Source organism: Ottowia sp. VDI28, assembly GCF_049532675.1.
Taxonomy (GTDB): Bacteria; Pseudomonadota; Gammaproteobacteria; order Burkholderiales; family Burkholderiaceae_C; genus Ottowia.
This window is the reverse complement of sequence record NZ_CP149820.1, coordinates 2,651,084-2,665,193: the sequence shown is the minus strand read 5'-3', so window position 1 is coordinate 2,665,193 and position 14,110 is coordinate 2,651,084. Positions and strand designations below refer to the sequence as shown.

Genomic DNA, 14,110 nt, shown 5'->3' with positions numbered 1-14,110 from the left:
TGGCTCAAGACCGTGCCGTCGGCCAGCACCGCCTCCAGCCCCAGCACAAGATCCCGGGCCATGCCGTATCTCAGCACCCGGTTTCCTCCGGCATTCGTCGATAAATTTCCCCCCACTGTGCAGGAGTCGCGGCCACCCAGATCCAGGGGATAGAACAAGCCATGTTCCTTGGCCATCCTTTGCACCCGCCCCATGGTAACGCCGGATTCGACGCTGATCGTGGACGACGCGGCATCCACCGCCTCGATGCGATCCATCTTCTCCAGCGAAATCAGCACACACCCCTGTACAGGTTGGGCGCCCCCTGCGAGACCGGTGCGCCCCCCTGAGGCACCACGGGAACTCCGTGCGCATGGCAGATTTTCAGCAAGGCGCTGACTTCTTCGGTAGATGATGGCCGCACCAGAGCGCGAGCCGTTCCAGCGGGCGCGGTGGTCATCCAGTCACTGAAATACCTTTCTGGAATATCGCTACCCAGGAACACCGCGTTAGCGGCGAAGCGTTCACCCAGTTCTGTCTCAAGACTCTTCATTGTTCGGATCCTCGTTCAAGGGCTCGGCAAGGGCGGCCCAAGCCTCGGCATGCTAGGGAGGCCGCCCCGCCTGCACAACCATCGCAGCTTATATTGTTCATAGACGGCATCTATAACTTGCGGCCCACCCTCTGTGGAGCGGAGTTCTATTCAGGCGCCCTTCCCGTCATGCAGGGTTTTCCCGAAGTTTCATTGCATCAAAGATCTCTATTATTTGTTGTCAACACAACAAACTAACCGGACTCAATGCACTCCCCCTTCCTGGCCTGCGTGGTTCAAGCAGCCCCCGTCTATCTGGATCTGGCACGGTCCGTCGAGAAGGCGCAGTCCCTGATCGCCCAAGCCGCGGAAGCCGGTGCGAAATTCATCGCTTTCCCAGAACTCTGGCTGCCAGGGTACCCCTGGTGGATCTGGCTGGACGATATCGGTTGGGCTGACCAGCGGGGCTTCAGCCAGCGTTACCGCGAGCAAGCCATGGATTTCGAAGGCCCCGAAATCCAGGCCATCGCCGGCACGGCCGCCCGGCATGGCATTCAGGTTCTCATGGGAGCCGCTGAGCGCGCAGGCGATCGCCTGTATATCTCTCAGTGGCTGGCCGATGAAACAGGCCAAACGCTGCTGCGCCGCCGCAAACTCAAGCCGGGGCCGTTGGAACTTAAGGTGTTTTCAGAGGGCGGCCATCAGGATTTGCCTGTGGCAGACACGAGCCTTGGCCGCGTGGGCGCCCTGGCCTGCGCGGAGCACCGCCATCCGCTTCTCAAGCACGCCCTGCACGTGCAGCAGGAAATGCTTCATGTGGCAGCCTGGCCGAGCTATCCGCTGGCCGCCACCTCTCACATGCTGAGCCCAGACACTTTCCTGGCCATCAGCCGGACCTATGCCACTGAAGGGTGCTGCTACGTCCTGGCGCCCTGCGCGCCGCTGCCGGCTGAAGTCGCCGACAGCCTGTGCGACACGCCAGCCAAGGCCGCCCGCCTGCGGGCAGGAGGCGGCCACGCGCAGATCTTCGCTCCCAACGGCGATCCTCTGTGCACGCCGCTGCCACCCACTCAGGAAGGGCTGCTGTATGCCCGGATCGACCCCGAAGCCGCTGCGCACGCGCGCAAGGCCTTCGACCTCTCGGGCCACTCTTCCCGCGCCGATGTCGTGCGCCTGCAGGGGCCCGCCTCATTGAGCCAGCCCGCTTCGCCCGAAGGAGCGCCGTGATGCCGCGCACGCCATCCCACCACGGAGTAGACGTTACCCAGAACCTCTCGTTTCGCATCATCCAGCTGACGAGCACGCTGAACCGTTCGGCCGCTAATGCCATTCCCAAGGAAGTCGGCATTTCGGTGCCCCAATGGCGGCTCATTTCAGTGATCGGCAGCCGCCCCGACATTTCATTCAGCTCGCTGGTACAGATCCTGGAAATCGACAAAGGCTGGATCAGCCGGTCCCTGGTCAAGCTTCAGGAAGAGGGCCTGGTGATCTCCACGCCGGACCCGATGGACAAGCGCAAATTCACCTTGAACCTGACTGACCAAGGCCGGGAGGTTCATCTCAGGGGGTCCCGGATTTCCAAACAGCGCCAGAAGCAGTTGCAGGCCGAATTCACTGCGCAGGAATATCAGACCCTGAAAACCCTGCTTGACCGTCTGCAACAGGCGGCAGAAAGACTGGAATAGCGCATGGCCCTGGTTCTCGATGAAAAGCAGCAGGCCATGCTGCAAGGCGATCTGGGAGAGCCCTGGCGTTGGGCCATGAATCAGCAGATCCAGGTGGCTGAGTTCTTTGGCGCCACTCGCTTCGTGGCGGTGGATTCCGCCCAGGCGGGTGCCGAAGTCGGCACCATGGGAGAAGTGGGGGTTGAGCTGGTGGAGCAACTGGCCGAAGCCGGCGCGCGTTTTCAGATCCCGACCATCACCGCGGCCTGCAGTGTGGACTTCCAGCGCTCTGAGGGCTACGGCGTTCCATCATCCCAGGTGGCGCTGGAGCATCGGCTGCACAAGGCCTTGCGCCAGATGGGGTGCATCGACACCTCCACCTGCATCAACTACCAGACCGTGTCGCCGCCGCGGTTCCGGCAGCACCTGGCCTGGGGAGACACAGGCGCCGTGGCCTTTGCCAATGGCGTGGCCGGCGCGCGCTCCAACTACGAAGCCGGCCCGGCATCCATCGCGGCAGCCCTCACGGGCATGGTGCCGGCCTACGGGTTTCATCTGGCTGAAAACCGGCGAGCCACCCGGGTCTTCGAAGTGGGCGGCCTCATGCGCGGCACGGCCGACTGGTCTGCCCTGGGAGCCTGGGTCGGCAAGGAAATCGCCGACTACTGGACCGTACCCGCCGTGGTGGTTCCCGATGCCAATCCGGGCATTGATGAGCTCAAGCACTTCGCGGCGGCTGCCGCGAGCTTTGGCTCGATTGCCATGTTCCACGTGGTCGGCTGCACGCCCGAAGCCCCTACCCTGCTGGAGGCTTGCGGCGGGAAGGTGCCCGAACGCCTCGAGCGCATTTCGCGCGACGATCTGGCGCACGCATTTCCAACGCTTCCTGCCCGCGAGCAGCCTGACCTGGTGGTCTTCAGCGCCCCGCAGCTGTCGATCCATGAAGTGGCGCTGATCATGCGGCTCATGGGTACGCGCCAGGTCAGGCAAGGCACGCGCGTTATCGTGACCATCAATGCCCAGGTAGAAGGGGAACTGGCCCGCACCGGCATGCTGCAGACACTGGAAGCCGCAGGCGTGGAGATCCTGTGCGGCACCTGCTTCTATGTGATGGCTCCGGCCGTGGTGCGGCTCGCCTTGAACGCGCGCACTGTACTGACTCCCTCCACCAAGCTGCTGAATATCCTGCGAGGCGCAGGGTATGAGGTTGCACTGGGCAGTGTGGAGCAGTGCGTAGAAGCCGCCGTGCATGCCGGTGTACATGCCGGTGTACATGCGGCGGGAGGCACACCATGACCCGCGTGGCCAAACGCCAGCTTCAAGGCCCTCCCGGCTATGGGCTCGCCGTCGAAGGCGAAGCCATCGTTTCCCGGCAAGGCTTCAACGCCCGCTATGACCTCGACCGCGTGCGCGGTGTGTTTTCTCGCCCTGACCATGATCATTTCGGCCGCTCGCCCGCTGGAAAGATCTACGTTTTCTCGACGCCCAAAGGAGGCATTGCCACCTCCTGGGCCCTGCTCGACTTGCGCACCCGCGGTCTCGCACCCTTGGGGCTCATCTGCCGGCGCGCCAACCCGGTCGTTGCCCAAGGCGCCGTGCTTTCCGGCATACCGCTCATGGACCGCCTGGAAGAAGACCCGGCCGAGCATATCCAGACCGGTGACTGGATCCGATTGAACCCCAGCCTGGGGTTGATCGAGATTTTCTAGCCCCCTCTTCCAATCCAGTCCCTGCACCACATCCCATCTCTTGACCATGATGTTGTCAACACAACAAAAACCACCCAAGCCGCGCAACCTTCTGTTTCTGCTTTCAGACGAGCATGACCCGAGATACATGGGTTGCTCGGGAGCCACCTGGATGCGCACACCGAACCTGGATGCGCTCGCGGCACAAGGCACGCGCTTCACCAACGCCTACACGCCCAGCCCCATCTGCGTGCCCGCCCGTGCCTCGCTGGCCACAGGGCATTGGCCCCATACCAATGGATACTGGGACAACGCGATCGCCTATGAAGGCCGCTGGACCAGTTGGCATCATCGGTTGGCTGATGCGGGCGTGCGCGTCGAATCGATCGGCAAGCTCCACTACCGGCGCCAGGAGGACCCGACAGGCTTCATGGCACAGCACGAGCCCGTGCACATCCTGGACGGCGTCGGCCTGGTCTGGGGCTCGGTCCGCGATCCGTTGCCGAAGACCCGGGGGCGCTCCCCCATCTTTGACGAACTGGGCGCTGGTGAATCGAGCTACAACCGCTACGACACCCGAGTCACCCATCTGGCGTGCGACTGGCTCCAGCAGCGAGGACAGGAAAGCGAAAGCGCCAGCGCCGCGCCGTGGGCGCTGTTCGTCGGCCTCGTGGCGCCGCATATGCCGCTGGTCGTTCCCCAGGAATGGCTGGATCTCTACCCTACGGACAAGCTCCCTCCGCACAAGTCACTTCCTGCCGGCACACCTCGCCATCCCTGGGTGGAACGGCTCAAGGAACATTGGGATCACGATGCCATGCTGGATGGGGACGGCCAGCGCCAGTTGGCCCGCGCCTGCTACTTCGGACTGGTGTCCTTCATGGACGCGCAGATAGGCCGCATCCTGGCCGCCCTGGACGCCCAAGGCCTGCGCGAGACCACCACCATCATCTACACCTCGGACCATGGAGACAACCTGGGCGCGCGCGGGCTCTGGAACAAGTCCACGCTGTACCGCGAGTCAACCTCGATCCCCATGATCGTTTCCGGACCAGGCGTTCCGGAATCCCGCGTCTGCACCACCAACGTCAACCTCGTCGATATCTACCCCACGGCGCTGGACGCATGCGGTGTTCCGCCTTTGCCCGAGGAGCATGACTTGCCGGGTTGCTCTCTGCTCGCGCTGGCCACCCAGGCCGACGACCCCCGCCGCATCGGGTTCAGTGAATACCACGCCGTAGGCAGCGAGACAGCCGCCTACATGCTGACGCGCGAAGGCTTCAAGCTACACCACTACGTGGGCCATCCTTCTGAGCTCTTTCATCTGGAAGAAGACGCTGAAGAACTCCACGACCTGGCATCAGACCCGGCCTATTCGCAGGTGCTTCACGAGATGGAAGCGCAACTGCGCCTCATGCTGGACCCCGCCGCCGTGGACGCCCGAGCCAAACGTGACCAGAACAACCTGGTGGCGCGCTTCGGAGGACGAGAAAAAGCCCTTTCCAAAGGCAATCCCGGCCCCACGCCCATGCACGAGAAATACCGGATGGTTTGAGTTCAGCCACCCGCAAGCACCCCACCAGCACCCAAAAGGTTTCCCACGTCAAAGGAGCAAGAGATGCAACGCAGAACATTCATCCAGACATTGACCGCCGCAGCGGCCGGGCCTCTTTCACTTGCCACCCGCGCAAGCGGCTATCCAAGCCAGCCCATACGCATCTATGGGGGCTTCGGGCCGGGCAGCACCACCGATGTGCTCACGCGTCTCATGGCCCCGAGCCTGGGGCAGATTCTTGGGCAGCCCATCGTCGTGGACAACATCCAGGGCGCGGCCGGAAACATTGCGGCCAACACGGTAGCCAGAGCCAAACCGGACGGCTACACCCTCTTGACCGCCACCAGTTCCATGCTCGGAACCAATCCGCACTTGATTCCACAAAGCGGGATCCAGCTGGACACCTTCGTTCCCATCGCCATGCTCTGCAACATCGGCCTCGTGGTGGTCGCTGGCCCCTCGGCACCCACGAGCACGCTCGCGGGCGTGCTGGAAGCCAGCCATCGGCAGGGTCTGAACTACGGCACACCCGGCGCTGGAACGCCCATGCACTTGATCGGAGAGTTGCTGCGCGAACGCAGCAAGGGCAACCTGACCCATGTTCCATACAAGGGCGGCGCGGCAATGATTCAGGACTTGGCATCAGGCCAGATCCCGATGGGCATCGTGGCCTACACGCCCGCCGCCGGCCTGATCAAATCCGGCAAGCTGAAGCCGCTGGCGGTCTGCGGCACCACCCGGCTGGCGGCCCTTCCGCAGGTTCCAACCGTTCCGGAGGTGGTGCCTGGCGTCAACATCGGCGCCTGGTGCGCGCTCATGGCCCCGGCCGGCACCCCTGACGCCATCTGCAAGCAACTCGCCATCGCAAGCGACAAGGCGCTGGCCTTGCCCAAGACGCTCGATCAGCTCATCGAGCTGGGCTGCGACCGCCTGACAGGCGATGCGGACAAGGTCCGGCAACTGACCAAGGCCGAATACGACCTGTCGGGAGACCTCATCCGCCGGCTCAACATCAGGGCGGGCTGACCCGACATACGCAACTCCCCCTCATCGTGCTACATTGATTGCAATTAGAAACAGGGAGTCCACGCCATGTCCACACGGAGAAGCTTTCACGCGCGCTTCAGCCGCCATATTCTCTGTGCATTGGTCGCGGCCTCTGGAGCCGGATCTGTATGGGCTCAGTACGCCTGCGGCGACGGGAGCCAGGGCGCCATGCACATCACAGCAGACACGTCACTGTCCGGCGGAATCTACCAATACACCTCTTTCACCGTTGACGCCGGCGTCACCCTGACAGTCACTGGTGGGCAACCGCTGATCATCAACGCGAAAAATGCTGTCACCATCAATGGTGTCATTTCTGCAACGGGAAACGCTGGTACTGCTGGAGTCACCTATAGCCAAGCAGGATCAGGCGGATTGGGCGTTGCCGGCGGCAGCGACGGCGGCAACGGAAGTTTCGTAAGCGGTGGCGGCCCATTGAACGGAAGCGGCGGCACCGGTCCGGGCGCTGGCTCCGAAGGCTCCAGTTGGTCTGGTGGCGGGGGCGCCGGGTATGCCGAGGCGGGTGGTGGCAGCGGCGGGGCAGGAGGTCTGGGTGGTCCATCCTATGGCGATGCCAACATCATCACCTTGTTGGGCGGCTCTGGCGGGGGCGGTGGTTCGGGCGGTTATGACTGCGGCTCGGGGGGCGGCGGTGCTGGTGGAGGTGCCGTCCAGATCGCATCGTGCAGCAGTATTTCCGTGAATCCAGGAGGCCATATCAACGTCAATGGGGGCAATGGAGGCAGCGACGGAACCGGCAACTGCGGCGGTGGGGGCGGAGGCTCGGGCGGCTCCATCGTGCTGTCAGCCCCGGCTGTGACCAACAACGGATTGCTCAGCAGTGTCGGCGGGCTTGGAGGTGCCTCTTCAATTCCCAATTCACCTTATTGGGGCGGAGGCGGAGTTGGTTCAAGCGGAAGAATCCGAGTCACCAGTGTCGGGGCTCTCCTTCGTGGGGCAGGAACCACCACACCCACGGCAACATTGCTGGCCGCAGCGCCTAACCCAAGTCCTCCAATGGCGGCTACTCCGGTACCCAGTTTGACGGAATGGTCCCTCATAGGGTTGGCTTTGTTGGCCGCCGGCTTGGGCACCAGGGAACTACGCCGCCGAAATTCCAGAGTAGGCTGAGTCAGCCTTTTTAAAAAAAGCTTTCGGGGGCAGCGAACCAACGCGGACCGGCTCCATCAATGGCACCTCGATGCAGCCGACATGGCGATTCGTCTCTAAGTGCTTTCTTCAAGCGCAGGAAAGATCGCCCGCGCCACCGGACCAGCCGATTGCCCCGGCCTCTCCATCCAATGCTCTGTGCTTGGCAGTAGTGGAGGTTGCGCCAAGAATCGCGGCTCTGCGCCTCGATGCATCTGAGCGGAATGCACCAGGAATGGATGGCACAGATACACAGTGCCCGCGTGGCCGGTAGCGAGCGCCTCGGGTCTGTCAGAGGTGTCGGCGATGTGCGGGATCAGATCACGCATCCTGAGTCCGGAATCTCCCGCTGGCGCCAAGGCACGGGCGATATCTCTGTGTGATCCTGCCCGGATACGAGTAGGTGCGTCTTGCTCGCCAACATCGGAGAACAGGAACAGCATCAGCAGAGCACGGCCACGAGAATGAATATTGACACGCCAATCCATGAAATCAGCTTCCTCATAGCCGAAGCTGGCATCGACATGCCAACCGGTATCTCCCGGATCATCCGGAGAGGGAAAGCGCACGGGGAAGGTTCCCACACTCATGCATGGTCGCCAGCGCGCGGAGCCAGCGAGTTGGTCGAAGGCGGCATGAAGCAGCGGCGTGTTCGCCGCAGCGAGGACAGGCTTTTGCGTGTACATCCCCAGACGAATCACAGGATGCGTCCACGTACCAGGATCGTCTGGCAGACAACCGTGGGGGCGCAAGTCTTTCCAGAAAATGGCACGCGCCTCCTCCGCGAGTTCTCGCGAGAACGCATGTCGGACTTCCACGAAGCCATCGCGGATGAAGTGCTGGACTTGTGTTTCAGTCAAAGCCTGCGCCGACTTTGGACTGTCGATCTTGCTGGAAACAGCCATGGTGTGAGCTCTGGGTGGTTGGCAGCGAACACGCCGCAAGGTAATATCAGGGTACTTATATTAATATAAGCCTCCTGATATGTCCATTTTCGATTCAGAGATTCCCATCGCACGCCGCTTTGGTGGAGCGCTCAAGTTGGCTCAGCACGCCCTGCGTACACGGCTGGATGAGGCGTTAAGGCCCATTGGCTTGACGACACCACAATGCGCGGTGCTCTCGGCGTTGGAACAAGAACCGGGCTTGTCCAACGCTGCATTGGCACGGGCGGCATTTGTCACGCCTCAAACTATGCAAAGCATCCTTGCCAACATGGAGCGAAATGGGCTCTTGACTAGAGAGTCAGACCCCGATCACGGAAGGATTCTTCGTAGCCTCATTACTGCACGAGGAAGAAAGGCGCTGTTGCAGGCGCATGCTGCCATTCTCGATGTAGAGACAGTCGTGATCTCGGCGGTGGGAGAGCGCGAAGCGGAACGATTGACGTCGGTACTGACCAACTGTGCCGAGCTTCTATCGAAGTAGCTCATGACACTTGCCCCTGACACTCGGACGATCCGAACACTTTCTGCCCGGCAATCCTCTCAAACCCTGCGCGCTATATCGCCTTCTCCTTCACGCCCTTGTCCGTGAATGACTTGAGAACGGACATTTTTCGTCGCCAGGCCGTTCTCGAGACGAAAAGTCCCCTCGGGGGGCAGCGAATCCACGCGAAACGGGGAAGTGGGGACCATTTTTTCAGTTCTCCCGCAAAAAAGCGCTCCAAACCGTGGCTGGGAGCGCTTTTTTGTGTGACACGGACAAACCATCAATCTTCACTGACAGACGAGGCACTGTGATCCACGTAGAACTCCATTCCACAGGCTGCCACCAGCACGGCCCTTGAAAGGAGTCTGAAGTGAGAAAGCACCATGGCTATACCCAAATCTCTCGAAAAATTGCCAGATTCAGTGGACATCCCACTATCTTTTTCATGGCGTGTGCGGTCATCATTGTCTGGGCGATTACCGGTCCTATATTCAAATTCAATGACACGTGGCAACTGATCATCAATACTGGCACCACAATAGTCACCTTCCTGATGGTCTTCCTTATTCAGTCCACCCAGAATAGTGACACCGAGGCCATTCAAATCAAGCTGGACGAGCTGATTCGCGCCATTGAGCCCGCGCGCAACCGCATGCTCTCGCTTGAAGAACTGGAAGAAGATGAGTTGAATGAACTGAAGCGTGAATTTGACAAACTCGCTGAAAAGGCCCGGGGTGAGGACAGCGCGTAGCGCATCGGCATCAATCAATTCTTTAATTCTGTATTCATACGTATGCGGCCCCATCGCCTACAACGCTCCTTGGAATGAGGCACTAATACTGGAGGCCTGCGATTCAATGACAAGGAGATTCAAATGCTCTCGGCAAATCAATATCAAACCTGCATCGATGCCTGCAATGCGTGTGCCACTGCTTGCAACACGTGCATGGACGCTTGCCTGAAGGAGGATGATGTCAAGATGCTGGCCCGTTGCATCGCACTTGATGTCGACTGCGCAGCCATGTGCGGTCTTGCGGCGGGCGCCATGTCCCGAAACAGTGAGCTCGCGAAGCATTTTTGCCGTACCTGCAGCGAAGTATGCTTGGCATGCGCCAATGAATGCAGCCAGCATACCCATGATCATTGTGTGCGTTGCGCACAAGCATGCAGAGATTGCGCAAAAATATGCCTCGAAATGGTCAACTGACTGAAATCAATCCTATTGCCTATTTCGATGGAAATAATTTGGAATGGAAATTTCCTTCCATCAATATGACTTACATAATCCAGCAGCATTCCATTCAATATTGATTTTAAGTAGGCCTCATCCTACATACACCTTTCCCCAGGACACTTCATCATTGAATTTTCCCGTCATGAAGTCCTGAAGGACAAGGAGCAGTAGCTATGAACGTCTACCCCAAAATCGCCAGTGCCGTGATGATCTCGCTGGCTTCGCTTTCCGGCCATGCCTTGACGAATGATGAATTCAAGAGTCAGCAGCAGAGCATCGACGCTCAATATAAATCCGCCATGGCTCAATGCAAAGCCATGAAAGGAAATGCCAAGGATGTCTGCGAGAAGGAAGCCGAAGGCAACGAGGATATTGCCAAGGCCGATCTGGCCGCGCGCCAGAACCCCAATGAGGTCACGCAGTACAAAGCCCGTCTGGCTCGGGCCGAAGCCGCTTATGAGGTAGCCAAGGAGCGCTGCGACGATCAAACGGGCAACGCCAAGGACGTCTGCAAAAAGGACGCCAAAGCCGCCTATGAAAAAGCCAAGGGAGAGGCCAAGGTGCAACGCGCGGAAGCCACTCCAGCTACCTCGCCTGCCCGCAAGGCGGCCGACGTGTCTAACGCACGCAAAGATGCGGCCCAGAACGCCCGAGATGCCGAATTCAAGGCCGCCGAACAGCGTTGTGACGCTCTATCGGGTGCACAGAAAGACGCTTGCCTGGACGAAGCGAAAATGCACTTTCCGAAGTAACGGAAGCTGAAAACTCATCGGCCGCGAAAAACCGGACGGCGCTTTTCCGCAAAGGCGCGGCGGCCTTCGATCCGGTCTTCGGTATCACGGAGATTGCCAAATATCTGCAGCTCCAGTTCAAGCGCATGCGCGAGGGGCAGGTCGCGTCCGAGGTGCGCCAACCTCTTGGCGGCCACCACCGCCAATGGCGCGTTGGCCGCAATACGGCTGGCGATGGCGCGCGCCGCACCCGGCAGCTCTTGAGGCGAGACCAACCGGCTGATCAGCCCGATGCGCAGGGCCTCCTGTGCGTCTATCCGATCGCCTGTCAGCAGCATCAGCATGGCGTCGGATTGACCGACGGTACGTATGACGCGCTGCGTACCGCCGCCCGCCGCGATACTGCCCACCCCCACCTCGGGAAAGCCGAAGGTGGCGGTGCTCACGGCCACTCGGATATCGCACAGCATCGCGAGCTCCAATCCTCCCCCCAGCGCAAAGCCATTGATGGCGGCGATCATGGGTTTGACCGTCTGGAGCGTGGAGATCGGTGGATCGGATGGTTCCGGGCCGAAGTAGAGCTGGGCGAATGTCTCAGCAGGAGGCATGGTTTTCTTCAAATCCACGCTAGCGCAAAATGCGCGATCGCCGGCACCGGTGAGAACACCCACCCTGACGTCGTCGCGGCGGGATATCTCACGCCATGCCTCACGAAGCTGAAAAGCAGACTCCGGATCTATCGCGTTCATCGCTTCAGGGCGGTTCAGCGTAACGGTCGCGATGAAGTCGCTCACCTCAACAGTGACGGTCATGGAAGCTCCTCTTACTGAGTCGGCATAAGCCCACTGGAAACCGTTCACGCTGAGCTTGTCGAAGCGCCGCCCGGAACCACTTCGGGCGGCTCGGAACAGGCTTCGACAAGCTCAGCCCGAACGGGTATTTCAAGTTCAAAAATACCGAATCACTACGCTGCAGCGGCGTCCGGCGTGGTGCCGTCTTCCTCGCCTTTTCTCAGCAGATCGATCATTTCGTGCAATGAGCGCTCGGCGCCTTCCGCGTCCCGAGCCCGCAGGCGATGCACGATCTGGCGGCGAAGCGGAAAGGTGTCAGGTCTTGGCCGCATGGGGATGACGTGCGTCATGCGTTCGCGCAACACCTTGGTCATGGTCTGGGCCATCAGGCGTAACGCCTCGTTGTGGCCTGCCACGGAAATCGATGAAAAGAAACTTGCCGTCGCTTCGATGCGCATGGGAAGCGCATCCACGGCCTGATGCAGTTCTATCTCGTTGACGGATGCTTCGATGGCGTCAATCTCCTCCTCAGAGGCGCGATCGCAGGCCAACCGGAGCAGCGTACCGTAGAGCACGCGATAAGCTTCGTCGATATCCGGCGTATCGAGCTGCCCTTCGAGCACCAGCTTGCGAAGCGATTCGGCGAGCATCATGTACGCGCCCTTGTAGAACACCAGCGCATTCCCGGCGGAGCTGGTGTTCATATCCTTCACTTCGACAATGAAAATGTCATGATCCCCGGCCTCATGGCGCGCATGGAAGCTGCACTCGAAACTGACGAGGCAGTCATCTATCAGCGGTGCGCCAAGCGGCCCGAAACGCCATGAAACACCCTCGAATTTATCGGCGATCTTGCTCGACGCAAACCGGCTCGAGAGCGCGTCCTGGTCTTGAGACAGGATATTGATGGCGAATGTACTGGCCTCGCCAAAAACGCCGAGCAGGCTGCTGGCCTTGCGCAGGCTGAACAGCACAAGGGGCGGCTCCAGCGAAACGGAACTGAACGAGTTGCACGTCAGGCCGACCGGTTTGCCATCCGCAGCACGGGCGGTGATGATCGCCACCCCGGTTGGGAAGCACCCCAATAGCTGCCGAAACAGCTTGGGATCAATGGTTTGGGCGCACGATGCAGGACGGCTCACGATGTCGGCAGCGCCTGGCGCTTGAATAATTGAACGATATTGCCCTCAGGGTCCCGCAATGACAGCACAGCCCCGTGCGCGCCCATGTCCCGTATGCCGAGTACTTCACCGCCGGATGCCGCAATGCGCTCCGCAGCTTGCTCGAAGCCCTCTACCTCGAACACCATGACGACACCGCTTGTCGCAGGCAAGGCCTCCTCATGGCAAGCCAGCGCGACACTGGTGTTGCCCACTCCGTACTGGATCCAACGGTCCTGGTCGCGGAACTTGAGTTGCAGGCCCAGCGCGTTTTGATAGAACTCGTGCAGTGCAGCCGGTTGCGCGGCCACCACGAAGACATTTTGAAGGCGCTTCGGAGATTCCGTGGTTGAGTGGTTCATCGGCTACTCGCTTTGATAGAGATTGGAGAGAGAGGCCTTCAGGAATCCGCCATCGACCACGATGTCCTGGCCATTGATGTAGGTGGACGCATCGGAGGCCAGAAAGCACACGAGATCGCCAATATCCAAGGGAAGGCCAAGCCGCCGCATCGGAATTCTGGAGGTTCGCTTCTTCAGCGTTGATTCGTCGCGATAGTGGACTTCCGAGAGGGGCGTGCGGATCATGCCTGGGCTGACGGAGTTGGCACGGATGCCTCGCGGCCCCCACTCCACAGCCATCTGGTGCGTCAGCGCCCTGATGGCCGCCTTGGTGGCACCGTAGGCGCCAAAGCGCGTGGGCGAGCGCGCGGCGATGGACGCCACATTGATGATGCTGCCCGCTTGTTCACCGAACATCATGGGCACCACTGCTTGCGCGCACAGCAAGGCTCCTCGCAGGTTGACGCGAAAGACCTTGTCCCATGTGTCGACCGGAATATCTTCCAGCCCGATCGGCGGTGAAGAAATGGCTGCATTGTTGACCAGCACATCACAACGCCCGAAACGCGAGCGTGTGAGATGGGCCATCTCGGTGACCGAATCGGGGTCTCCGATATCGCAGCGCACGGTCAGGCCATCATCGGTATCCTCGGGAGCGGCCGGGTAACTGATATCAGCCTGCACCACTCGAGCGCCAGCCGAGCGAAGGCGCTGGCAGATCGCCAGCCCGAGGCCACCCGAGGCACCTGTGACGACTGCCACCCGGCCCCTCAAGGCGTCCTTGTCAAAAGCGGGGGTTGCGCTCATG

The 14,110-nt window shown here is 60.7% G+C and carries 16 protein-coding genes and 1 pseudogene; 11 read left to right on the top strand and 6 right to left on the bottom strand.

The genetic code is table 11. The features are described from left to right. Positions 1-65 precede the first annotated feature (65 nt). Positions 66-439, bottom strand: a pseudogene (locus WJU18_RS12785) (FAD-binding oxidoreductase); the annotation flags it as partial. A gap of 339 nt (positions 440-778) precedes the next feature. On the opposite strand from WJU18_RS12785, the gene WJU18_RS12780 reads away from it, so the two are divergent. The 7 genes from WJU18_RS12780 (at position 779) to WJU18_RS12750 (ending at position 7,596) form a co-directional block, all read left to right on the top strand. Then, positions 779-1,738: a carbon-nitrogen hydrolase family protein gene (locus WJU18_RS12780; protein ID WP_423460425.1), complete on the top strand. Its 960-nt coding sequence runs from the start codon at positions 779-781 to the stop codon at positions 1,736-1,738. Then, positions 1,738-2,196 (top strand): MarR family winged helix-turn-helix transcriptional regulator, encoded by a 459-nt coding sequence (locus WJU18_RS12775; RefSeq protein WP_423460424.1) that lies wholly within the window; start codon positions 1,738-1,740, stop codon positions 2,194-2,196. Before WJU18_RS12780 ends, WJU18_RS12775 begins: the two co-directional genes overlap by 1 nt. A 3-nt stretch (positions 2,197-2,199) precedes the next feature. Then, complete coding sequence (locus tag WJU18_RS12770) at positions 2,200-3,471, top strand: aconitase X (protein ID WP_423460423.1); 1,272 nt, start codon at positions 2,200-2,202, stop codon at positions 3,469-3,471. Next, on the top strand, positions 3,468-3,884 hold the full coding sequence (locus WJU18_RS12765; protein WP_423460422.1) for an aconitase X swivel domain-containing protein: 417 nt from the start codon (positions 3,468-3,470) through the stop codon (positions 3,882-3,884). Before WJU18_RS12770 ends, WJU18_RS12765 begins: the two co-directional genes overlap by 4 nt. Positions 3,885-3,930: 46 nt before the next feature. Further along, positions 3,931-5,418 carry a sulfatase-like hydrolase/transferase gene (locus tag WJU18_RS12760; protein WP_423460421.1) on the top strand — a complete coding sequence of 496 codons (1,488 nt, stop codon included), beginning with the start codon at positions 3,931-3,933 and terminating at the stop codon, positions 5,416-5,418. 63 nt (positions 5,419-5,481) lie between these two features. Next, a complete protein-coding gene (locus tag WJU18_RS12755) occupies positions 5,482-6,444 on the top strand; it encodes a Bug family tripartite tricarboxylate transporter substrate binding protein (protein ID WP_423460420.1) in 963 nt (320 codons plus the stop codon). A gap of 66 nt (positions 6,445-6,510) precedes the next feature. Beyond that, complete coding sequence (locus WJU18_RS12750) at positions 6,511-7,596, top strand: IPTL-CTERM sorting domain-containing protein (RefSeq protein WP_423460419.1); 1,086 nt, start codon at positions 6,511-6,513, stop codon at positions 7,594-7,596. A gap of 95 nt (positions 7,597-7,691) precedes the next feature. On the opposite strand, the gene WJU18_RS12745 is transcribed toward WJU18_RS12750, so the two are convergent. Beyond that, positions 7,692-8,519: a phytanoyl-CoA dioxygenase family protein gene (locus WJU18_RS12745; protein ID WP_423460418.1), complete on the bottom strand. Its 828-nt coding sequence runs from the start codon at positions 8,517-8,519 to the stop codon at positions 7,692-7,694. A 79-nt stretch (positions 8,520-8,598) separates the two neighbouring features. On the opposite strand from WJU18_RS12745, the gene WJU18_RS12740 reads away from it, so the two are divergent. The 4 genes from WJU18_RS12740 to WJU18_RS12725 all read left to right on the top strand — a co-directional run bounded on the left by WJU18_RS12740 (position 8,599) and on the right by WJU18_RS12725 (position 11,031). Then, complete coding sequence (locus WJU18_RS12740) at positions 8,599-9,042, top strand: MarR family winged helix-turn-helix transcriptional regulator (protein WP_423460417.1); 444 nt, start codon at positions 8,599-8,601, stop codon at positions 9,040-9,042. A gap of 373 nt (positions 9,043-9,415) precedes the next feature. After that, entirely contained in the window at positions 9,416-9,796 is a 381-nt protein-coding gene (locus WJU18_RS12735; protein WP_423460416.1) for a low affinity iron permease family protein, read from the top strand. A 123-nt stretch (positions 9,797-9,919) separates the two neighbouring features. After that, positions 9,920-10,252: a four-helix bundle copper-binding protein gene (locus tag WJU18_RS12730; RefSeq protein ID WP_423460415.1), complete on the top strand. Its 333-nt coding sequence runs from the start codon at positions 9,920-9,922 to the stop codon at positions 10,250-10,252. A 200-nt stretch (positions 10,253-10,452) separates the two neighbouring features. Further along, a complete protein-coding gene (locus tag WJU18_RS12725; protein WP_423460414.1) occupies positions 10,453-11,031 on the top strand; it encodes a hypothetical protein in 579 nt (192 codons plus the stop codon). Positions 11,032-11,045: 14 nt separating this feature from the next. Here WJU18_RS12725 and WJU18_RS12720 read toward each other — a convergent pair whose 3' ends face one another. The 4 genes from WJU18_RS12720 to WJU18_RS12705 all read right to left on the bottom strand — a co-directional run bounded on the left by WJU18_RS12720 (position 11,046) and on the right by WJU18_RS12705 (position 14,109). Then, entirely contained in the window at positions 11,046-11,822 is a 777-nt protein-coding gene (locus WJU18_RS12720; RefSeq protein ID WP_423460413.1) for an enoyl-CoA hydratase/isomerase family protein, read from the bottom strand. 152 nt (positions 11,823-11,974) lie between these two features. Further along, positions 11,975-12,943, bottom strand: coding sequence for a flavin reductase (locus tag WJU18_RS12715; protein WP_423460412.1), 969 nt, complete (start codon positions 12,941-12,943; stop codon positions 11,975-11,977). Then, positions 12,940-13,323: a VOC family protein gene (locus WJU18_RS12710; protein WP_423460411.1), complete on the bottom strand. Its 384-nt coding sequence runs from the start codon at positions 13,321-13,323 to the stop codon at positions 12,940-12,942. Before WJU18_RS12710 ends, WJU18_RS12715 begins: the two co-directional genes overlap by 4 nt. A gap of 3 nt (positions 13,324-13,326) precedes the next feature. Then, complete coding sequence (locus WJU18_RS12705; RefSeq protein ID WP_423460410.1) at positions 13,327-14,109, bottom strand: SDR family NAD(P)-dependent oxidoreductase; 783 nt, start codon at positions 14,107-14,109, stop codon at positions 13,327-13,329. Between the last annotated feature and the right edge of the window lies 1 nt (position 14,110).